Raw genomic sequence first — 18071 nt, forward strand, 5'->3', positions numbered from 1 at the left:
CCGCACACCGGGCTTCGGCCTCGGCCATGCCGCGCCAGGCCGGCAGCGGCTCGGCCGGGACGAACGCGGCGCTCAGGCCCTGCCGAGCCAGAGCAGCATCAAGGGCAGCGGGCTGGTGGCCAGCGCGCTCAGCACGAGAAAGCGCGCCAGGCCGAACAGGCGACTGGATCCGGCGAGCAGCGCGATGCCGCCCGCGCCGCCGAGGAGCGCATTGCCGGGCAGGTTGAGCAGCAGCACCAGCGCCACGCCGCGGCGCCGCAGCACGCGCCGCAGCCATGGTGCCGCAGGGTGCGCAGCCAGGCGGGCGATGCGCTCGGGCGGTGGCAGCGCGTCGGCACCGTCCAGCAGGGTCTTCGCGCCGCCCGGCCGCAGGGTCTCGATCAGGCGCGTCAACTGCGCCCGGGGCAGGAAGCGCCCGCACAGGAAGCTCGCCGCCAGCGCCAGCTGGGTGCCTGCGTAGACCAGCACGATGCCGTCGACACCCATCGCCAGCATCAGCGCGAGGCCGATCTCGATGCCCGGCACGAAGGGCAGCGCCATCGCGATCACGTAGACGACCAGCATCCCGATCCAGACTAGGCGCCCCGGGCTGCCCGACATCGTCCAGGCCGGAGAGGCCGTGAACTCGGCGAGCCAGCCGCCGAGGCCGCTGCCGAACGCGGCGAGCAGCAGCAGGCCGGCCACTGCGGTGCCCAGGCGCGTGGGTGCCCATGCCGGCGCCGGGCCGGGGCGTGCCCGCGCCGACCGCTCGGTGCACGGGGCCGGCTCATGCACGGCCATGTCACTCATGGCGGTGCGCGCCGCGATCGCTCGGCCCGCATCGTGTGCAGCGCCGGCGCTCGATCACGACGGCTGCCAGCAGCAGCGCGAAGGCCAGCGCTTCCAGCCACCGGTTCATGTGCCAGAACATCAAGATCGCCAGCAGCGCGGCACCTGCCGCGGCCAGGCCGGTGGGCAGCCACGACGCGCGGCGCCTGGCATGCCCGCCGAGCGAGACGACCACCAGCGCCGCGGGCGCGACGATGGCCACGCGCCACAGCGTGTCGTCGGGCGCCAGGGCCATGCCGAACATCGGCATCACCAGCACCGCCGCCAGCGTGCCATAGCAGGCCAGCATCGACATCGCCAGGGCCACGCCGCTGGGCCACGGCCACTGGCGGTCTGCCTCGTCAGGCGCACGCACGCGTGCGGCGGCAGTGCAAGAACGGCTCGGCGTGCTCATGGGCTTGTCCTGTGCGGGGTCCGGCGGCGGGCAGGGCATCTGGCTCACGCGGCACGGCGCGGATGCAGCCACTTGGGCAGGAAGCTGTACGGGTCGCTGCGCACCGTGGCATCGAAGGCCACGCCGTGGCGATGCAGCCGCGCCGCGAACGTGCCGGCCTTCAGGCCGTCGAAGACATCGGTCGCGCCGCCGACGTAGTCGCCGCCGACGAAGATCTGCGGCAGGGTCACCGAGCCGGTGCGGCGCTGCAGCTCGGCGCGCACGCGGCCGCCCCGGTTGCCTTCCTGGTACGCCACCGAGTCGAGATCGACCGACTCGAGCGCGATGCCGTACGCCGCAAAGGCCTTCTTCACCGACCAGCAGAATTCGCACCACTCGAGGGCGAACATCAGCACCGGGTGCCGAATGTCGCCGAGCAGGGCGTCGACTTCGGCCGCCGCGGCGGCATCGTCGGCCTGCGGCGCTTCGACGGGCGCCGGCGCCGGCGCTGCATCGAAGCGGTATCCCGCGGTCGACTTCGACAGCGCCATTTCCTCGTCTGTCATCTCGGCAGCCACACCGTCGAACAGCGGCGTCGACAGATAGCGCTCGCCGGTGTCCGGCAGCATGCACAGGATGTTCGAGCCCTCCGGGGCGCTGCGGGCCACCTGGAGCGCGCCGGCCAGCGTGGCGCCGGCCGAGATGCCGACGAAGATGCCTTCCCTCATGGCCAGTTCGCGTGCGCAGCGCAACGCATCGTTGCCGTTGATCGGCACGAAGCCGTCGATGCGCCCGTCGCGCTGCACCTGCTCGGCCAGCGCCGGAATGAAGTCGGGCGACCAGCCCTGCATCGGATGCGGCCGGAACGCCGGGTGGCTGGCGCTGTGCGAGCCGTCCGTGTTGCGGGCCTGCGGCACGCCGCTGGCCAGGACGGCCGAGTTGTCGGGCTCGGCCACGATGATCCGGGTGTGCGGGCTGCGCTGCCGCAGCACGCGCGAGATGCCGTTCAGGGTGCCGCCGGTGCCGAAGCCGCTGACGAAGTAGTCGAGCGACACGTCGGCGAAGTCATCGAGGATCTCCACCGCCGTCGTGCGCGCGTGCACGTCCGCATTGGCCGGGTTCTCGAACTGGCGCGGCTGCCACCAGCCATGCGCGCGCGCCAGCTCGGCGGCCTTGGCGACCATGCCGGAGCCCTTCAGCGACGCGGGGGTGAGCACGACCTTGGCGCCGAGGAAGCGCATCAGCCTGCGCCGCTCGACGCTGAAGTTCTCCGCCATCGTCACCACGAGCGGGTAGCCGCGCTGCGCACAGACCATGGCCAGCGCGATGCCGGTGTTGCCGCTGGTGGCTTCGACGATGGTCTGGCCGGGCTTGAGTTCGCCGCGCCGTTCGGCGTCTTCGATCACGCCCAGGGCCAGGCGGTCCTTCACCGAGCCCATCGGGTTGAACGACTCGACCTTGGCGTACAGGTTGACGCCGCTCGGGCCGAGTTTGTTGATGCGCACCACCGGCGTGTGGCCGATCGTGCCGAGGATGTTTTCGTGGCGCTTGCCCATGTCGGTTCCTTGGTGTGGTGTGGCGGATGGACTCAAACGATGCGCATCGGCATCGGCGGCGCGGCGCTGGCGAGGTCGCCGCGGAAGCTGGTGACGAGCCGGTCGCCGACGTCGATGACCTCGTCGACCAGGGCGTCGGCGTGTTCGGCCTGCGACCGCGCGCCGACGAAGCAGGGCCGGATCGCCAGCACGCCGTTGATCACGGCGGTGCTCGGCAGGTTGCGGCCGCGGCGCAGCAGTTCGTGGTGGATGCGCTTGTTCAGGACGTTGGCGTCGATCGCGGCCGGGGCGCGGTAGCGGAAGCAGCAGATCGACAGCGTGGGCGCCTGCACCAGCTCCAGCCTAGGGTGCGCCTGGGCGCGCTGCGCGATGTGGCGTGCCATGCTGTTGTGGCGGCACACGCGCTCGCGCAGTCCCTGCACGCCGATCTCGCGGATCAGCGCCCAGACCACCGCGCCACGCGCGGGCGCCGACAGTTCGACGCCGAAGTCGGCATAGGGCACGCCCAGGCTGGCCATCGAATGATCGACCTCGCCGCTCAGGCACGATCCCTCGAGGTAGTCGGCCGGCTCCTGGGTGAAGGCGCGGTGCAGCAGGCTGCGGTCGCGCACCAACGTGGCGCCGATGCCGACCGGGGCGCCGAGCCACTTGTGCGGGTCGACGACGACCGAGTCGGCGAGGTGCAGCCCGTCGTACAGCGGCCGCACGCGCGGATCGAGAATCCCTGGCAGGCCATAGGCGCCGTCGACGTGGAACCAGACGCCGTGCTCGCGCGCGATCTCGCCGAGCTCGCGCAGCGGATCGATGGCGCCGGTGCTGGTCATGCCGGCCGTGGCCACCACGGCGACGCGGACCTCGTCGCCGCTCGCGTCCTGCGCCAGGCGGCGGCGCAGCGCATCGGGACGCATGCGGCCCATCGCGTCGGTATCGATCAGGACGACGGCGCTGCGGCCCATGCCGAGCGCTGCCGCGGCGCGCCGGATGGTGTGGTGGCTCGAGGCGGTGGCGTACAGGCGGCACGGCAGCCGCAACCCGTCGCGCGCCGGGTCCAGCCCCAGGCGCTCGAATGCCCATTGGCGGGCACCGCCGAGGGCGACCAGGTTGGCCGTCGATCCGCCGCTGCTGAACAGCCCGCGGAAGTCACGCGGCAGCTCGAACATCTCCACCAGCCAGCGCAGGGCCACCTCTTCCAGGTGGGCGAACGCGGTGGCGCCCAGGCGCTGCGGCGAGGCCACCGAGCCGGCCAGGGTGGCCAACGCGCCGATCGTGGTGGCGCCGGTGGTGATGAAGGCGCTGCTGCCCGGGTTGGGGATCTGCGAGCCGTTGGGAATCACGTGGCGACCCATCTCGGCCAGCACGGTGTCGATGCCGACGCCCGCGCTCGGCACCTCGCGGTCCAGCGCCTGTCGCCAGCGCGCCGGCTCGCGCATGGCGTCGGCATGCTCGAAGCGCTGGTAGCGCTCCAGCGCGCCGGCCAGCGTGGCCAGGTGGGCGCTCAGATGGCCGCATTCGGCACGGTCTTGATCCATGAACTGCTCCCGATGTCGGTGGGCTTGGCCGTGGCACGTTGGCGAGTGCGGGGCTGCGGCGGCGGCAGTGCGTCACGCCAGCAGGCGGGCGCCGCTGGCGAGGAAGGCCATCGTGCGCGGCGCGCCGGCGATCTCGGCGCCCTCGATCAGGTCGCCCTGCGTGATGCCCTTGGCCTTGGCGCAGGCCGGGCAGAGCCACAGCTTGCCGCCGTTGGCGATGAAGGCGTCGAGCAGGTCCTGCATGGGTTCGTAGCCTTCGGCGCGCAACGATGCGACGCCATGCTTGACGCAGATGTCCGATGCGCCGGACGCGAGGAACAGCGCCGTGTCGCTGGTCTTGGACGCCGTGACGGCGAGGATCAGCGAAATGGTTGCGCGCTCGACGTCGTCCGTGCCGTGGCTGCAGTTGATCAGGTACTTGTCCGGGGTATTCGTGGCGGTGGTCATGGCTTGTCTCCGTGAAGGTGATCTGGGGCGGCGATCAATGGCTGCGGGGCACCGGGCGGCGGCGGTCGGCCCGTTCGGGCCAGACCAGCTCCAGCTGCGTGGCGCGAATGGCCATCGTGGTGATCGAGCCGCTCTGGCCGATGCAGATCTGCTCGCCGGCGGCGACGCCGACGCTGCACTGCTCCGCAGGGTCCGGCACCCACAGGCAGCCGGCGTGCACGCGAATGACGGCGCCGGCTTCGGCGTCGATGCGCAGGGCACCCCGTTCGAACACCGAGATGCGTCCGCCGGTGTTGGCGCGCGTCAGCGCGAAGCCGAGGGGCAGCGCTTCGGCGTCGTGGGTCGCAGAAGCGGATTCGGGCCGGGGGGAGATGTCGGCACGCAGGGCGGTAGGGGTCATGGTCGGTCTCGCTTTCAGAGGTCGGTGGCGGGATGCCGGTGCGGTGAGAGGTGGGGCATCGGCATGGACAAATGCTAGGGATCGAGGCCTCGCGCTGCTTGCAGGGGGGGTGGTGTTGTCGCGGAGAAAGTCTGTAGGGGTCTGCAGAATTGCGGTACGGAGGCCGCCTTGGCCTTGCCTGCGCCCTTGCCATCGACGCGGCCAGCGCTGTATGGTCCGAGGGCGAAGGGGATTGATCTTCGGAGGGCAAGCAGGAGCTCGCGCCATGCGCTACCGGTTCAGCGGATTCACACTCGACACGGCGCTGTTCGAGTTGTCGCGCGACGGCCAGCCGGTTCGCGCGGAGCCCCAGGTCATCGAACTGCTGGCGCTGCTGGTGGAACACCGGGGCCGCATGGTGGACAAGGACGAGATCAATCAGAAGGTCTGGCGCGGCCGCGTGGTGTCCGACGCGGCGCTCAGCAGCCGCATCAAGACGGCACGGCAGCTTCTGGGGGACGATGGGCAGGCGCAGCGGCTGATCCGCACGGTGCACAAGAGGGGCTTCCGCTTCGTCGGCGAAGTGAGCCCGCTCGAGGGTCCCGCGCCGGAAGCCGATGGCAGGCAGGCCGAGCCGGTCGCGGCGTCGGCGCAAGGTCGCGCCGCGGCGGCCGAGGTGCCCGAGCACTTCGACCGCCCCGCCATCGCCGTGCTGCCGTTCGTCAATCTGTCTGGTCAACCCGAGCAGGAATACTTCTCCGACGGCGTGACCACGGACATCATCACCCGCCTGTCCAAGCACCGCTGGCTCGACGTACTGGCGCGCAACACCAGCTTCGGCTTTCGCGGCAAGGCCATCGACGTGCGCGAGTTCAAGGCCCTGCTGGATGTCGACTATGTCGTCGAGGGCAGCGTGCAGCGCGGCGGCGACCGGGTGCGCATCAACGTGCAACTGGTCGACACGCGCACCGGGCATACACGCTGGAGCGAGCGCTACGAGCGCGAGCTGTCCGACATCTTCGCGCTGCAGGACGACATCACCGAAACCATCGTCGCCCGCCTCGAACCCGAGATCGGCTTTGCCGAACGCCATCGCGTCGTGCAGGCGCGGCATGCCGACCTGCAGGCCTGGGAGTGCTACCACCTCGGCACGCACCATCTTTTCAAGTTCACCGGCCCCGACAACCTGGCAGCCCAGCGCCTGTTGCGCCGCAGCCAGGAACTCGACCCCTTGCTCGGCGAGGCGTACGCCTGGTGGGCCTATGCAGTCGTGCTGGGCATGGTGTATTGGGACACTTCGCCTTCCACATCGGCGCTGGACGACGCGCTGGCCGCGTGCACGCGCGCGCTGTCGCTGGACCCGCAGAACGCCACCTTCCACGCCATGCGCGCACGCGTTCATCTGGCGCGCTGCGAGTACGACCTGGCCATTGCCGACAACGAGACGGCGATCCACCTGAACCCGACCTTTGCCGCGGCGCATTGCGGCATGGGCGACTCGCTGGCCTACGAGATGCGCTACGACGAGGCCATCGAGCGCTTTCGCAAGGCGATCGACCTGAGTCCGAACGATCCGCAGTTGTGGGCCTTCCTGAGCTACGGCGCGCTGGCCTTGATCTTCAAGGGCGACTTCGCCACTGCACTGCAATGGGCCGACCGCGCCAGCGGCATCCCGAACTGCCAGTACTGGACGACTGCCCACCGCATCGTCGCGCTGGCCGGCCTGGACCGGCTGCCGCAGGCGCGCAGCGCTGCGGCCCAGTTGATGGCCGGCATGCCGGAGTTCACCTGCGCCTTCGTGCGCGACAAGCTCTTCTACGTGAAGGATGCGGGTCAGGTCGAACGCTACATCGACGGACTGCGGGTCGCCGGCGTGCCGCCGAACTAGGGGCGGGGTCGGCCAGCGCCGACCCATGGCTGATCGTCCTTCGGCGTCGGCCCAACGGGCTGCCAGCTGCACCTGGCGTTGGCCGTGAGGCGGGTCAACCCGGCGGTGGCCGACTGCGATAGCCTGTTGGCATGCTCATGGCCGCGCGCGCTTGTCTCGCACTTGGCCTCGGTGCCATGCTCGCTGGCTGTTCGACGCCGGCGCCGCCGCCTGGGCCGCCGACGGTCTACGGGCCGTCGCTGGCGATGCAGGTGACGGCGTCACCGCCGTTTGACCTGGCCACCGTCGCGATGGATGCCGTGGCCGGCGACATCGCTGCGGATGGACGGGCTCACTTGCTGGTGCGGCCGAAGGGCTCGTCGCAGGTGCAGCATCGGGTGGTGGGCCCGGCCGGCGTCGGGCGTCGGTGGGTGCCTGCGTTCGAAGCGTCGGGTTCGCTTGCCGTGGCCTTCGACGAGGCCGGTGTGTTGCACGCGGTCGCCGGTCGGCAGCACCGCGTGATGCGCGACGGCGTCTGGTCAGAGGCACAGCCTGGCCCGCCATGCCTGAAGCTGGTGCGGTCCGGCGTATCGCTCTACTGTGGTTACCTGACCGGGGGCGATCGCTTCGGCCAGGGCTGGCGCATCGATCTCTGGCCACTGATGGCGCCCGTGCCGGTGCCCGCGCGCATCCACAAGCTGGTGCTGGCGTGTCTCGGTTCGGAAGGATGGGCCGATGTCGCGGTCGTCGAGCCAGCGCTCGATCGAGACACCTATCAGTTTGCCTTCGCCGGCGATGACGGTGGTGCCTTGCATGTCCTCTACGCATGGAGCCGGGGGATGATGTTCGGCAAGACTGGCGTCTCAAGCGCCTGGCTGCCGCCTGTCGTCGATTGCGATGAACGGGTACGTGCCGGGAAGCTTGCTGCGATGGCGGGCGAGACGGTGTTCAACAGCCTGGCGGATCAAGTCGGCTATGTCTTCGACGTCGCCGCAGATCCGGGGACGGGCACGTCGCTGAACATCGGCGCTTTCGCCGGGACCACCCTGGAGGTCTTTCTGCGTCAATCCGACCGCATTGGCACGACCCAGCTGATGGAAACACCCGACAGGCGCGGGCCGCGCTTCGTCGGCCCGGTGCGCGCCGGCGCCGCTGGTGATGACCGTTTCCAGGTGCTCGTGGCCGACACGAAGTTCGGGAGCATGGTCTCGACGCTGTATCACCTCGCCTTTCGTGACGGCGCCTGGTCGTCACCGCTGGCTGTTGGCGACACGCCTACCGGGATCCTGCACAACGATGCGGTGCAGCTCTTCGTCGACAGGCGAGGCAACGCGCTGGCGGTCTGGCCCGAAGGCACGAAATCGACGCTGCTGCGAGCACGCTGGGTGGTGCTGCCGCACGGACACCCGCAACGCGCGGAACCGTAGGCGAGACGGCCGGCCAGGATGCGCCGGCCACGGCGCGCGGGTGCTTGCCTCAGCCTTTCGTCGCCGGCGGCACCGGCGTGCCCACGGGGGCATTGCTGCCCGCCGGCGCTGCGGCCGGGGCGCGCGTCACGCGCGTCTTGCCGCCGGTGGTGACGAGAATCACCGCGTCACCGGGGTTCAGCGTCTCGTTGCCCTTGGCCTGCACGATGGCGCGGCGCTCGCCGTTGCGCAACTGCAGCAGGATCTCCACCGCCTCTTCGCGCGTGCTGGCGCGCTCGACCGCATTGCCGACCACGGCGCCGGCCACGGCACCGAGCACGCCCACGACGACGGCTTCGCGGTGGCCGCCCACCGAGGAGCCGGCGACGGCGCCGGCAACGCCGCCGGCGGTGGCACCGATGCCGCTCTGGTTGCCTTCGACCGTGACCGGTCGCACCGAGAGCACGGTGGCATCCTGCACCTGGGACATGCGCTGCGCGTCGCCGCGCTGGATGACGTCCGGACTGGTGGTCGAGCAGGCGGCCAGCGAGGCCACGGCGACGGCGAGGAGGATCTTCTTCATGGGGACTCTCGGATCGGATGGGTGAGGCCAAGGCCCTCTCGGGCGTCTGCCTTGACCGGTGGATGTGACTGTACGCCCGCAGTTCCCGGCGCGGATGTAAAGAACCTTGTCAAGCGTGCAGGCGGCTGGTGCGCGGCACGCTGGCGAGCAGGAACTCCATCTGGTCGGCGAGGATGCGTCGGCCGCGCAGGATCATGTCCTCGTGCAGGCTGGGCACGTAGGGCAGGTACATCAGGCTCATGCGCGCCTCTTCGGGCATGCGGTTGCCCTTGCGCCCGTTGCAGGGCCGACAGGCGGTGATGCAGTTCATCCAGCCGTCCTGGCCGCCGCGGGAGGTCGGCACGATGTGTTCGCGCGTCAGGTCGTCGACGTGGAAGCGATGGCCGCAGTAGGCGCAGACCTGGCGATCGCGTGCGAACAGCTTGGGGTTGGACAGCGCCGGCGCCTGCCGCCATGCCTTGCTGGGGATCGCGCCACGCACGGCCACGATCGGGTGCACCTCGATGCGGCTCTGCAGCCCGGTGCGACGCTGCGTGCCGCCGCGCAGCACGTAGAAGGCATCGCCCAGGGTCCAGGCCACGCCGTCGCTGGCGTAGAGGATGGCGGCCTCCTTGGCCGAGATCCACGCCTGCGGGCGACCGGAAACGTCAAGCTGCAGCACTTCCATGATGCCGTCGAGCGTACTGCATCCGCCTCGTTTCGCTCAAGTCGCGGGCATGGCGGGCCCGAACTAGGGGCGAAAGCCTAGAAATTCCGCAGGGCTGTTCGGCGCACCGCCGCGCTTTTCTGCAGAATAGAACGATCGTTCGTTTCTGGGTCCGTCCCCCGATGGCCGACAGTCCGACCTCCGTCCGCACGCTGCACAAGGGGCAGCAGACCCGCGCCACCATCCTCGATGCGGCGTTGACGCTGGCCTCGCACATGGGGCTGGAGGGCCTGTCCATCGGCGCGCTCGCCGAGGTCACGGGCATGAGCAAGTCGGGCGTGTTCGCGCACTTCGGCTCGCGCGACGAACTGCAGATCGCCGTGGTGCGCGAGTACCACAACAAGTTCGAGGAAGAGGTCTTCTACCCGGCGCTGCGCGAGCCGCGCGGCCTGCCGCGCCTGCGCGCGCTGTTCGACAACTGGGTGCGCCGCGTGGCGGTGGAGATCGACTCGGGCTGCATCTACATCAGCGGCGCGGTCGAGTTCGACGACCGGCCCGGCCCGGTGCGCGACGCGCTGGTCGACATGGTTCAGACCTGGCAGGACGCGCTCGAGCGTGCCATCCGCATCGCGGTCGAGGAAGGCCACCTCAAGCCCGACACCGACCCGCCGCAGATGCTGTTCGAGGTACACGGTCTGATCCTCGCGCTGCATCACGATGCGCGCTTCCTGCGCCACCCCGGCGCCGTCGATCGCGCCAAGGCCGCCTTCCGCCGCGTGCTGGAGAACTATGCCGCGCCCGGCGCACTCGACGCCAAGCCCGCTGCGCGAAAGCGCACGGTGCGTTCCTGATTTCCCGTCCCCGGAGCCTGAGCCCATGCCCACCTACACCCCGCCCCTGCGCGACATGCAGTTCGTCATGCACGAGGTGCTCAACGTCGTCGACGAACTGAAGATGCTCCCGGCCCACGCCGACATCGATGCCGACACGATCAATGCGGTGCTGGAAGAGGGCGGCAAGTTCGCCGCCGAAGTGCTGGCGCCGCTGAACGTGCCCGGCGACGCCGAGGGATGCACGCTCGACAAGGCCAGCCATGAAGTCAAGGCGCCCAAGGGCTTCAAGGAGGCCTATGCCCGCTATGTCGAAGGCGGCTGGCCGGCGCTGTCCTGCGACCCGGCCTACGGCGGCCAGGGCCTGCCGCACGTCGTGAACCAGAGCTTCTACGAGATGCTCAATTCCGCCAACCAGGCCTGGACCATGTACCCCGGCCTGTCGCATGGCGCCTACGAGGCGCTGCATGCGCATGGCTCCGAAGCGCAGAAGGCGCTGTACCTGCCCAAGCTCACCAGCGGACAATGGACCGGCACCATGTGCCTGACCGAGCCGCACTGCGGCACCGACCTCGGTCTGCTGCGCAGCAAGGCCGAGCCGCAGGCCGACGGCACCTACCGGATCACCGGTCAGAAGATCTTCATCTCGGCTGGCGAGCATGACCTCGCCGAGAACATCGTCCACCTGGTCCTGGCCCGCCTGCCCGACGCGCCGGCCGGCTCCAAGGGCATCTCGCTTTTCGTGGTGCCGAAGTTCATCCCCAACGCCGACGGTACGCCGGGCAAGCGCAACGGCATCTTCTGCGCTGCGCTCGAGCACAAGATGGGCATCCATGGCAACGCCACCGCGCAGCTCGTGCTCGAGGGCGCGGTCGGCACCATGGTCGGCGAGCCCAACAAGGGCCTGGCCGCGATGTTCGTGATGATGAACGCCGCGCGCCTGGGCGTGGGCATGCAGTCGCTCGGACTCACCGAGGTCGCCTACCAGAACGCCGTGGCCTACGCGAAGGAGCGCATCCAGATGCGCGCGCTGTCCGGCCCGAAGAACCCCGACAAGCCGGCCGACACCATCATCGTGCACCCCGACGTGCGCAAGATGCTGCTGACCGCCAGGGCGTATGCCGAGGGCGCGCGCGCCTTCGCCATGTGGACCACGCTGCAGATCGACAAGGAACTCGCCAGCGACGACGAGGAGGAGCGCCGCGAGTGCGCCGACCTGGTGGCGCTGGTCACGCCCATCGTCAAGGCCTTCCTGACGGACAACGCCTGGATCGCCACCTCGCACTGCATGCAGGTGTATGGCGGCCACGGCTACATCCGCGAATGGGGCATGGAGCAGTTCGTGCGCGACGCGCGCATCAACATGATCTACGAGGGCACCAACACCATCCAGTCGCTCGACCTGCTGGGCCGCAAGGTGCTCGGCGACAACGGCAAGAAGCTGAAGAAGTTCGGCAAGCTGGTGCAGGCGTTCGTCGAGGACGAAGGCACCGACGAGGCGATGCAGGAGTTCGTCAATCCGCTCGCCGACCTCGGCGACAAGCTCACCAAGCTGACCACCGAGATCGGCATGAAGGCGATGGGCAATGCCGACGAGGTGGGCGCCGCGGCGGTGGACTACCTGCGTGTCTGCGGCCACCTGGTGTTCGCCTACTTCTGGGCGCGCATGGCCAAGGTGGCGCTGGCGAAGAAGGACAGCGGCGACCCGTTCTACACCGCCAAGCTGGCCACGGCACGCTTCTACTATGCCAAGCTGCTGCCGGAAACCGCCGGTCTGATCCGCAGCTGCCGCGCCGGCCTGGCGCCGCTGATGGAGATGGAAGAGGCCCTGTTCTGAACCATCCACAAGGGGAGACAACGATGAACAAGAAGATTGCCGTGGCGCTGGCCGCGATCGTCGTCCACGCCGCCGCGCTGGCGCAGACCACGCCGGTGGGGCTGTGGAAGACGATCGACGACGAGACCAAGACCGAGAAGTCGCTGGTGCGCATCACCGACGGCGGCGGCGTGCTGAGCGGCAAGATCGAGAAGCTGCTCGACCCGTCCAAGCAGAACGACGTGTGCGACAAGTGCAGCGACGAGCGCAAGGGCCAGCCCATCGTGGGCCTGAGCATCATTCGCAACGCCAAGCCGGACGGGGACGACAAGTCGGTCTGGACCGGCGGCGAGATCCTCGACCCCAACAACGGCAAGACCTACCGCCTGCGGCTCAAGCCGCTGGACGGCGGAAAGCATCTGGAGGTGCGCGGCTACATCGGCCCGTTCTTCCGCAACCAGACCTGGATCCGCGTGGAGTGAACAACATGAATCGATTCAACGTTCGCAAGGTGGCCGTGCTCGGCGCCGGCGTGATGGGCGCACAGATCGCCGCCCATCTGGTCAACGTCAAGGTGCCGGTGGTGCTGTTCGACCTCCCCGCCAAGGAAGGGCCGAAGAACGGCATCGTCACGAAGGCGGTCGAGGGGCTGAAGAAGCTCAAGCCCTCGCCGCTGGGCATCCCCGAGGACGCCGCGCTGATCGAGCAGGCGAACTACGAGGAGCACCTCGACAGGCTGAAGGACTGCGACCTGATCATCGAGGCCATCGCCGAGCGCATGGACTGGAAGCTCGACCTCTACAAGCGCATCGCGCCGGCCATCGCGCCGCACGCGATCGTCGCCTCGAACACCTCGGGCCTGTCGATCACCAGGCTGAGCGAGGCGCTGCCGGAAGAGATCAAGCCGCGCTTCTGCGGCATCCACTTCTTCAACCCGCCGCGCTACATGTACCTCGTCGAGCTGATCCCGACGCCGACGACGCGGCCGGAGATCCTCGACCAGCTCGAGAGCTTCGTGACGAGTTCGGTCGGCAAGGGCGTGGTGCGCGCCAAGGACACGCCGAACTTCATCGCCAACCGCGTCGGCATCGCCGGCATGCTGGCCACCATCAAGGAGGCCGGGACCTTCGGCCTGAGTGTCGACGTCGTCGACGACCTGACCGGCAAGAAGCTCGGCCGGGCCAGCAGCGGCACCTTTCGCACCGCCGACGTGGTGGGCCTGGACACCATGGCGCACGTCATCAAGACGTTGCAGGACAACCTGAAGGACGACCCGTTCTTCGAGAGCTACGGCACGCCGCCGGTGCTCGCCAAGCTGATCGAGCAGGGTGCGCTGGGCCAGAAGAGCGGCGCAGGCTTCTACAAGAAGGCCGGCAAGGACATCCTGCGCCTCGACCCGGCCAAGGGCGAGTACGTGCCGGCCGGCGGCAAGGCCGAGCCGATCGTCGAGCGCATGCTGAAAAAGGCACCGGCCGAGCGCCTGAAGCTGCTGCGCGAATCGACCAACCCGCAGGCGCAGTTCCTCTGGGCCATCCTGCGCGACGGTTTCCACTATGCCGCGGTGCACCTGGCCGACATCGCAGAGTGCGCGCGCGACGTGGACTTCGCGATGCGCTGGGGCTTCGGCGTGCAGCAGGGCCCGTTCGAGCTGTGGCAGCAGGCCGGCTGGAAGCAGGTGGCCGAGTGGGTGAAGTCCGACATCGACGCCGGCAAGGCGCTGTCCAAGGCGCCGCTGCCGGCCTGGGTGTTCGATGGCCGCGACGGGGTGCACACCGCCGAAGGCTCGTGGAGCCCCAGTCAGGGCAAGTACATCCCGCGCCCGAGCCTGGCCGTGTACCAGCGCCAGCACTTCCCCGAGAACGTGGCGGGCTCCGGCGCCGCGGCGCCGCTGCAGTCGGGCACCGAAGTCTTCAGGAACGACGAGGTGCGCGTCTGGACGCTGGACGGCGAGGTGCTGATCGCCAGCATCACCGCCAAGTTGCACCTCATCAGCCCGACCGTGGCCGAGGGCCTGCAGACCGCGCTGGAGAAGGCCGAAGCCGGCTACAAGGGCCTGGTGATCTGGTCGCCGGACGACGTGTTCTCCGCTGGTGCCAACCTCGAGGCGCTGATGCCCGTCTTCATGAAGAGCGGCGCCAAGGGCATCGCGCCGGAACTGAAGAAGTTCCAGGACTTCATGCTGCGCGTCCGCTACGCGCAGGTGCCGGTGGTGAGTGCCATCCGCGGCATCGCGCTGGGCGGCGGCTGCGAGCTGGCGGTGTACTCCAGCAAGCGCGTGGCGGCCATGGAGTCGTACATGGGCCTGGTCGAAGTGGGCGTGGGCCTGGTGCCCGGCGCCGGCGGGCTGACCTACATCGCGCGCCGCGCCGCCGAGATGGCCGCCGCGGGCAACGCCAACGCCGACGTCTTCAAGTTCGTCACCGACGGATTCACCAACGCGGCGATGGCCAAGGTCGGCACCAGCGCCATCGAGTCGCGCAAGCTCGGCTACCTGCTGTGGAGCGACGTGATCGTGCCGAACAAGGACGAGCTGCTCTACGTGGCCATCCAGCAGGCCAAGGCGATGGCCGACAGCGGCTACCGCGCGCCAGCGAAGTCGCTGTTCCCGGTGGCCGGCCGCAGCGGCATCGCCACCATCAAGGGCCAGCTGGCGAACATGCGCGACGGCGGCTTCATCAGCGCGCACGACTTCCACATCAGCGCGCTGATCGCCGACGTGGTGTGCGGCGGCGAGGTCGAGGCCGGCTCGCTCGTGACCGAGGAGTACCTGATGTCGCTCGAGCGCAAGCACTTCTGCAGCCTGCTCGAGAACCCGAAGAGCCAGGAACGCATCATGGGCATGCTGCAGACCGGCAAGCCCGTCCGCAACTGATCCGGCAACGACACGGAGACTGACATGACCAAGCAAGTGCAAGACGCCTACATCGTTGCCGCCACCCGCACGCCGATCGGCAAGTCGGGCCGGGGCTACTTCAAGAACACGCGGCCGGACGACCTGCTCGTCGCCGCGGTGCAGAACGCGCTGAAGCAGGTGCCGACGCTGGACCCGAAGGCGATCGAGGACGCGGTGATCGGCTGCTCCTTCCCCGAGGCCGAGCAGGGCATCAACATGGCACGCGTGGCGATGGTGCTGGCCGGGCTGCCGAACACGGTGGGCGGCGTCACGGTGAACCGCTTCTGCGCCTCGGGCCTGACCGCGCTGCAGATGGCGGCGGACCGCATCCGCGTCGGCGAGGCCGACGTGATGATCGCCGGCGGTGCCGAGTCGATGAGCATGGTGCCGATGGGCGGCAACAAGCCTTCGTTCAACCCGGCGATCTTCGCCAAGGACGAGAACGTGGGCATCGCCTACGGCATGGGCCTGACCGCCGAGAAGGTGGCCAGCCAGTGGAAGGTGACGCGCGAGGCGCAGGACGCCTTCGCGCTGGCCTCTCACCAGAAGGCGCTGAAGGCGATGGCCGCCGGCGAGTTCGGCGACGAGATGACGCCGGTGGAGATCGTCGAGCGCTTCCCGAACCTCGCCACCGGCGAAGTGAACGTCAAGACGCGCACCGTCAACCTCGACGAAGGCGCGCGCCCCGACACCTCGCTCGAGGGCCTGGCCAAGCTCAGGCCGGTGTTCGCCGCCAAGGGCAGCGTCACCGCCGGCAACAGCTCGCAGACCAGCGACGGCGCCGGTGCGCTGATCCTGGCCTCGGAGAAGGCCATCAAGCAGTACGACCTCAAGCCGCTGGCGCGCTTCGTCAGCTTTGCCGCGCGCGGCGTGCCGCCGGAGATCATGGGCATCGGTCCGATCGAGGCCATCCCCGCGGCGCTGCGTTCGGCCGGCCTGAAGCTCGACGACCTCGGCTGGATCGAGCTGAACGAAGCCTTTGCGGCGCAGGCGCTGGCGGTGATCAACAGCGTCGGCCTCGACCCGGCCAAGGTGAACCCGATGGGCGGTGCGATCGCGCTCGGCCACCCGCTGGGCGCCACCGGCGCCATCCGCGCCGCCACCGTCGTGCATGCGCTGCGCCGCCACAACCTCAAGTACGGCATGGTCACCATGTGCGTCGGCATGGGGCAGGGCGCGGCGGGCATCCTCGAGCGCGTCTGAGTCGCAACCCAGGGAAGCCGCCAGCGGGCGGCTTCACGTGTTCTGGAGCAGCCATCATGAATGCGCACACGCTTGCTGCCGACGACGGCACGCCGCTGGCCGTTCGCTTCTTCGAACCCGCCGACGGCGAAGCGCGCCGCGGCGCGGTGGTGATCGGCGGCGCGATGGGCGTGCGCCAGGACTACTACCGTCCCTTCGCCGCCTGGCTGTCGGCACAGGGGTTCGTGGTCGCGACCTTCGACTACCGCGGCTCGGGCGACTCTCGCCCGGAGACGGGCTCGCTGCGCGGCTTTCGCGCCGACCTGTTCGACTGGGCGGCGGACACCGACACGGTGATCGAGGCGCTCGCCGCGCGCAGCGACGACCTGCCGCTCTACCTGGTCGGTCACAGCCTGGGTGCGCAGCTGCCGGGTCTGCTGCGGCACCGCGACCGCCTCGCCGGGCTGCTGTCGGTGGCCGCGGGCAGCGGCTACTGGCGCGACAACGCGCCGCAGCTGCGCCGCTACGTGCTGTACTTCTGGCACGTGCTGGTGCCGCTGGGCACGGCGCTGTTCGGCTACTTCCCGGGCCGGCGCATCGGCAAGGTCGGCGACCTGCCCAGGGGCGTGGTGCTGCAGTGGCGCAGGTGGTGCATGCACCCTCGCTATCACGTCGGTGCCGAGGGTGCGACGGTGCGCGAGCGTTTCGAGGCGGCGCGCTTCCCGGTGGTGGCGATCTCGATCACCGACGACGAACTGATGACCGAGCGCGGCACGCGTGTGCTGGTGGACTGTTACGCCAATGCGCCTCGGCGCATCGAGCGCATCGCGCCGCACGAGGTGCAGGCCCGGCGCATCGGGCACTTCGGCTTCTTCCGCGAGCAGTTCCAGACGACACTGTGGCGGCGCAGCGCGCAACTGCTGCAAGGCTTCCAACACCTCCAGGAGACACGCGCATGAGCATCAAGACCGCCACGCTGAACGGCGTGGCCACCCTCGAGATCGCCCGCCCCGAGAAGAAGAATGCGCTGACCGTGGCGATGTACCAGGCCATGGCCGATGCGCTGAACGCGGCGCAGGCCGACGGCGCCGTGCGCGCGGTGCTGATCACCGGCCAGCCAGGCATCTTCACCAGCGGCAACGACATCGAGGATTTCATGAGCCGCTCGCCCGGACAGGGCAGCAACAACATGGACTCGCCGGTGTTCCGGTTCATGCGCGCGCTGCTCGGCATCGACAAGCCGGTGGTCGCCGCCGTCACCGGCGCGGCGATCGGCATCGGCACGACGATGCTGCTGCATTGCGACCTGGTCTACGTGTCGGACGAGGCGAGGCTGGCGATGCCCTTCGTCAGCCTGGGCCTGGTGCCGGAGTTCGCCTCCAGCCTGGTCGTGCCGCGCCTGCTCGGCAACGTCAAGGCGGCCGAGAAGCTGCTGCTCGGTGATCCGTTCTCGCCGGAAGAGGCGGTCGACGCGCGCATCGCCAATGCCGTGCTGCCGGCCGGCGAGGTGGTCAACCATGCGCGCCGCGTGGCCGAGCGCTTCAACAGCCTGCCGCCCGGTGCGGTGCGCGAGACGAAGAAACTGCTGCGCCGCGCCAGCGCCGACGAGGTGCTGAAGACCATCGCCATCGAAGGCGAGCTGTTCGGTTCCCGGCTGCGCAGCCCCGAGGCGATGGAGGCCTTCCAGGCCTTCTTCCAGAAGCGCAAGCCGGACTTCTCCAAGTTCTCCTGACGAC

General features: G+C 69.4%; 17 protein-coding genes. 9 read left to right on the plus strand and 8 right to left on the minus strand.

Going from position 1 to position 18071, the window contains the following annotated elements; translation table 11 throughout:
* Window positions 1-72 precede the first annotated feature (72 nt).
* The 6 genes from Q0599_RS09975 to Q0599_RS10000 all read right to left on the minus strand — a co-directional run bounded on the left by Q0599_RS09975 (window position 73) and on the right by Q0599_RS10000 (window position 5133).
* Window positions 73-789, minus strand: a complete 717-nt coding sequence (locus Q0599_RS09975) for a hypothetical protein (protein WP_298829023.1) — start codon at window positions 787-789, stop codon at window positions 73-75.
* Window positions 782-1222 carry a hypothetical protein gene (locus tag Q0599_RS09980; RefSeq protein ID WP_298829026.1) on the minus strand — a complete coding sequence of 147 codons (441 nt, stop codon included), beginning with the start codon at window positions 1220-1222 and terminating at the stop codon, window positions 782-784. The genes Q0599_RS09975 and Q0599_RS09980 overlap by 8 nt, the downstream gene beginning before the upstream one ends.
* Window positions 1223-1266: 44 nt before the next feature.
* Entirely contained in the window at window positions 1267-2757 is a 1491-nt protein-coding gene (locus Q0599_RS09985; protein ID WP_298829029.1) for a cysteine synthase, read from the minus strand.
* A 32-nt stretch (window positions 2758-2789) separates the two neighbouring features.
* Entirely contained in the window at window positions 2790-4286 is a 1497-nt protein-coding gene (locus Q0599_RS09990; protein ID WP_298829032.1) for an aminotransferase class V-fold PLP-dependent enzyme, read from the minus strand.
* A gap of 72 nt (window positions 4287-4358) precedes the next feature.
* Window positions 4359-4733, minus strand: a complete 375-nt coding sequence (locus Q0599_RS09995; protein WP_298829035.1) for a DsrE family protein — start codon at window positions 4731-4733, stop codon at window positions 4359-4361.
* Between the two features lie 34 nt (window positions 4734-4767).
* Entirely contained in the window at window positions 4768-5133 is a 366-nt protein-coding gene (locus Q0599_RS10000) for a hypothetical protein (protein ID WP_298829043.1), read from the minus strand.
* Window positions 5134-5398: 265 nt separating this feature from the next.
* On the opposite strand from Q0599_RS10000, the gene Q0599_RS10005 reads away from it, so the two are divergent.
* Both Q0599_RS10005 and Q0599_RS10010 read left to right on the plus strand, forming a co-directional pair.
* Complete coding sequence (locus Q0599_RS10005; RefSeq protein ID WP_298829047.1) at window positions 5399-7000, plus strand: winged helix-turn-helix domain-containing protein; 1602 nt, start codon at window positions 5399-5401, stop codon at window positions 6998-7000.
* 137 nt (window positions 7001-7137) lie between these two features.
* Window positions 7138-8406 carry a hypothetical protein gene (locus Q0599_RS10010; RefSeq protein WP_298829051.1) on the plus strand — a complete coding sequence of 423 codons (1269 nt, stop codon included), beginning with the start codon at window positions 7138-7140 and terminating at the stop codon, window positions 8404-8406.
* 49 nt (window positions 8407-8455) lie between these two features.
* Here Q0599_RS10010 and Q0599_RS10015 read toward each other — a convergent pair whose 3' ends face one another.
* Together Q0599_RS10015 and Q0599_RS10020 are read right to left on the minus strand one after the other, a co-directional pair.
* Window positions 8456-8968 (minus strand): glycine zipper 2TM domain-containing protein, encoded by a 513-nt coding sequence (locus tag Q0599_RS10015; protein WP_298829053.1) that lies wholly within the window; start codon window positions 8966-8968, stop codon window positions 8456-8458.
* Window positions 8969-9077: 109 nt separating this feature from the next.
* Entirely contained in the window at window positions 9078-9635 is a 558-nt protein-coding gene (locus Q0599_RS10020; protein ID WP_298829055.1) for an HNH endonuclease, read from the minus strand.
* Window positions 9636-9796: 161 nt separating this feature from the next.
* On the opposite strand from Q0599_RS10020, the gene Q0599_RS10025 reads away from it, so the two are divergent.
* From Q0599_RS10025 to Q0599_RS10055, 7 genes are read left to right on the plus strand one after another with little or no spacing between them, the layout of a single operon-like run.
* Window positions 9797-10465 carry a TetR/AcrR family transcriptional regulator gene (locus tag Q0599_RS10025; protein ID WP_298829057.1) on the plus strand — a complete coding sequence of 223 codons (669 nt, stop codon included), beginning with the start codon at window positions 9797-9799 and terminating at the stop codon, window positions 10463-10465.
* A 25-nt stretch (window positions 10466-10490) separates the two neighbouring features.
* A complete protein-coding gene (locus Q0599_RS10030; RefSeq protein WP_298829059.1) occupies window positions 10491-12281 on the plus strand; it encodes an acyl-CoA dehydrogenase C-terminal domain-containing protein in 1791 nt (596 codons plus the stop codon).
* A gap of 23 nt (window positions 12282-12304) precedes the next feature.
* Complete coding sequence (locus Q0599_RS10035) at window positions 12305-12742, plus strand: DUF2147 domain-containing protein (RefSeq protein WP_298829061.1); 438 nt, start codon at window positions 12305-12307, stop codon at window positions 12740-12742.
* 5 nt (window positions 12743-12747) lie between these two features.
* Complete coding sequence (locus tag Q0599_RS10040; RefSeq protein ID WP_298829063.1) at window positions 12748-15132, plus strand: 3-hydroxyacyl-CoA dehydrogenase/enoyl-CoA hydratase family protein; 2385 nt, start codon at window positions 12748-12750, stop codon at window positions 15130-15132.
* 24 nt (window positions 15133-15156) lie between these two features.
* Window positions 15157-16356: an acetyl-CoA C-acyltransferase gene (locus Q0599_RS10045; protein WP_298829065.1), complete on the plus strand. Its 1200-nt coding sequence runs from the start codon at window positions 15157-15159 to the stop codon at window positions 16354-16356.
* Window positions 16357-16412: 56 nt separating this feature from the next.
* The gene (locus tag Q0599_RS10050) at window positions 16413-17294 is read left to right on the plus strand and encodes an alpha/beta fold hydrolase (RefSeq protein ID WP_298829067.1); all 882 of its coding nucleotides are present in this window, start codon (window positions 16413-16415) and stop codon (window positions 17292-17294) included.
* Complete coding sequence (locus Q0599_RS10055) at window positions 17291-18067, plus strand: enoyl-CoA hydratase (RefSeq protein WP_298829069.1); 777 nt, start codon at window positions 17291-17293, stop codon at window positions 18065-18067. Before Q0599_RS10050 ends, Q0599_RS10055 begins: the two co-directional genes overlap by 4 nt.
* Window positions 18068-18071 lie beyond the last annotated feature (4 nt).

This window comes from uncultured Piscinibacter sp. (assembly GCF_937952055.1).
GTDB lineage: Bacteria > Pseudomonadota > Gammaproteobacteria > Burkholderiales > Burkholderiaceae_C > Piscinibacter.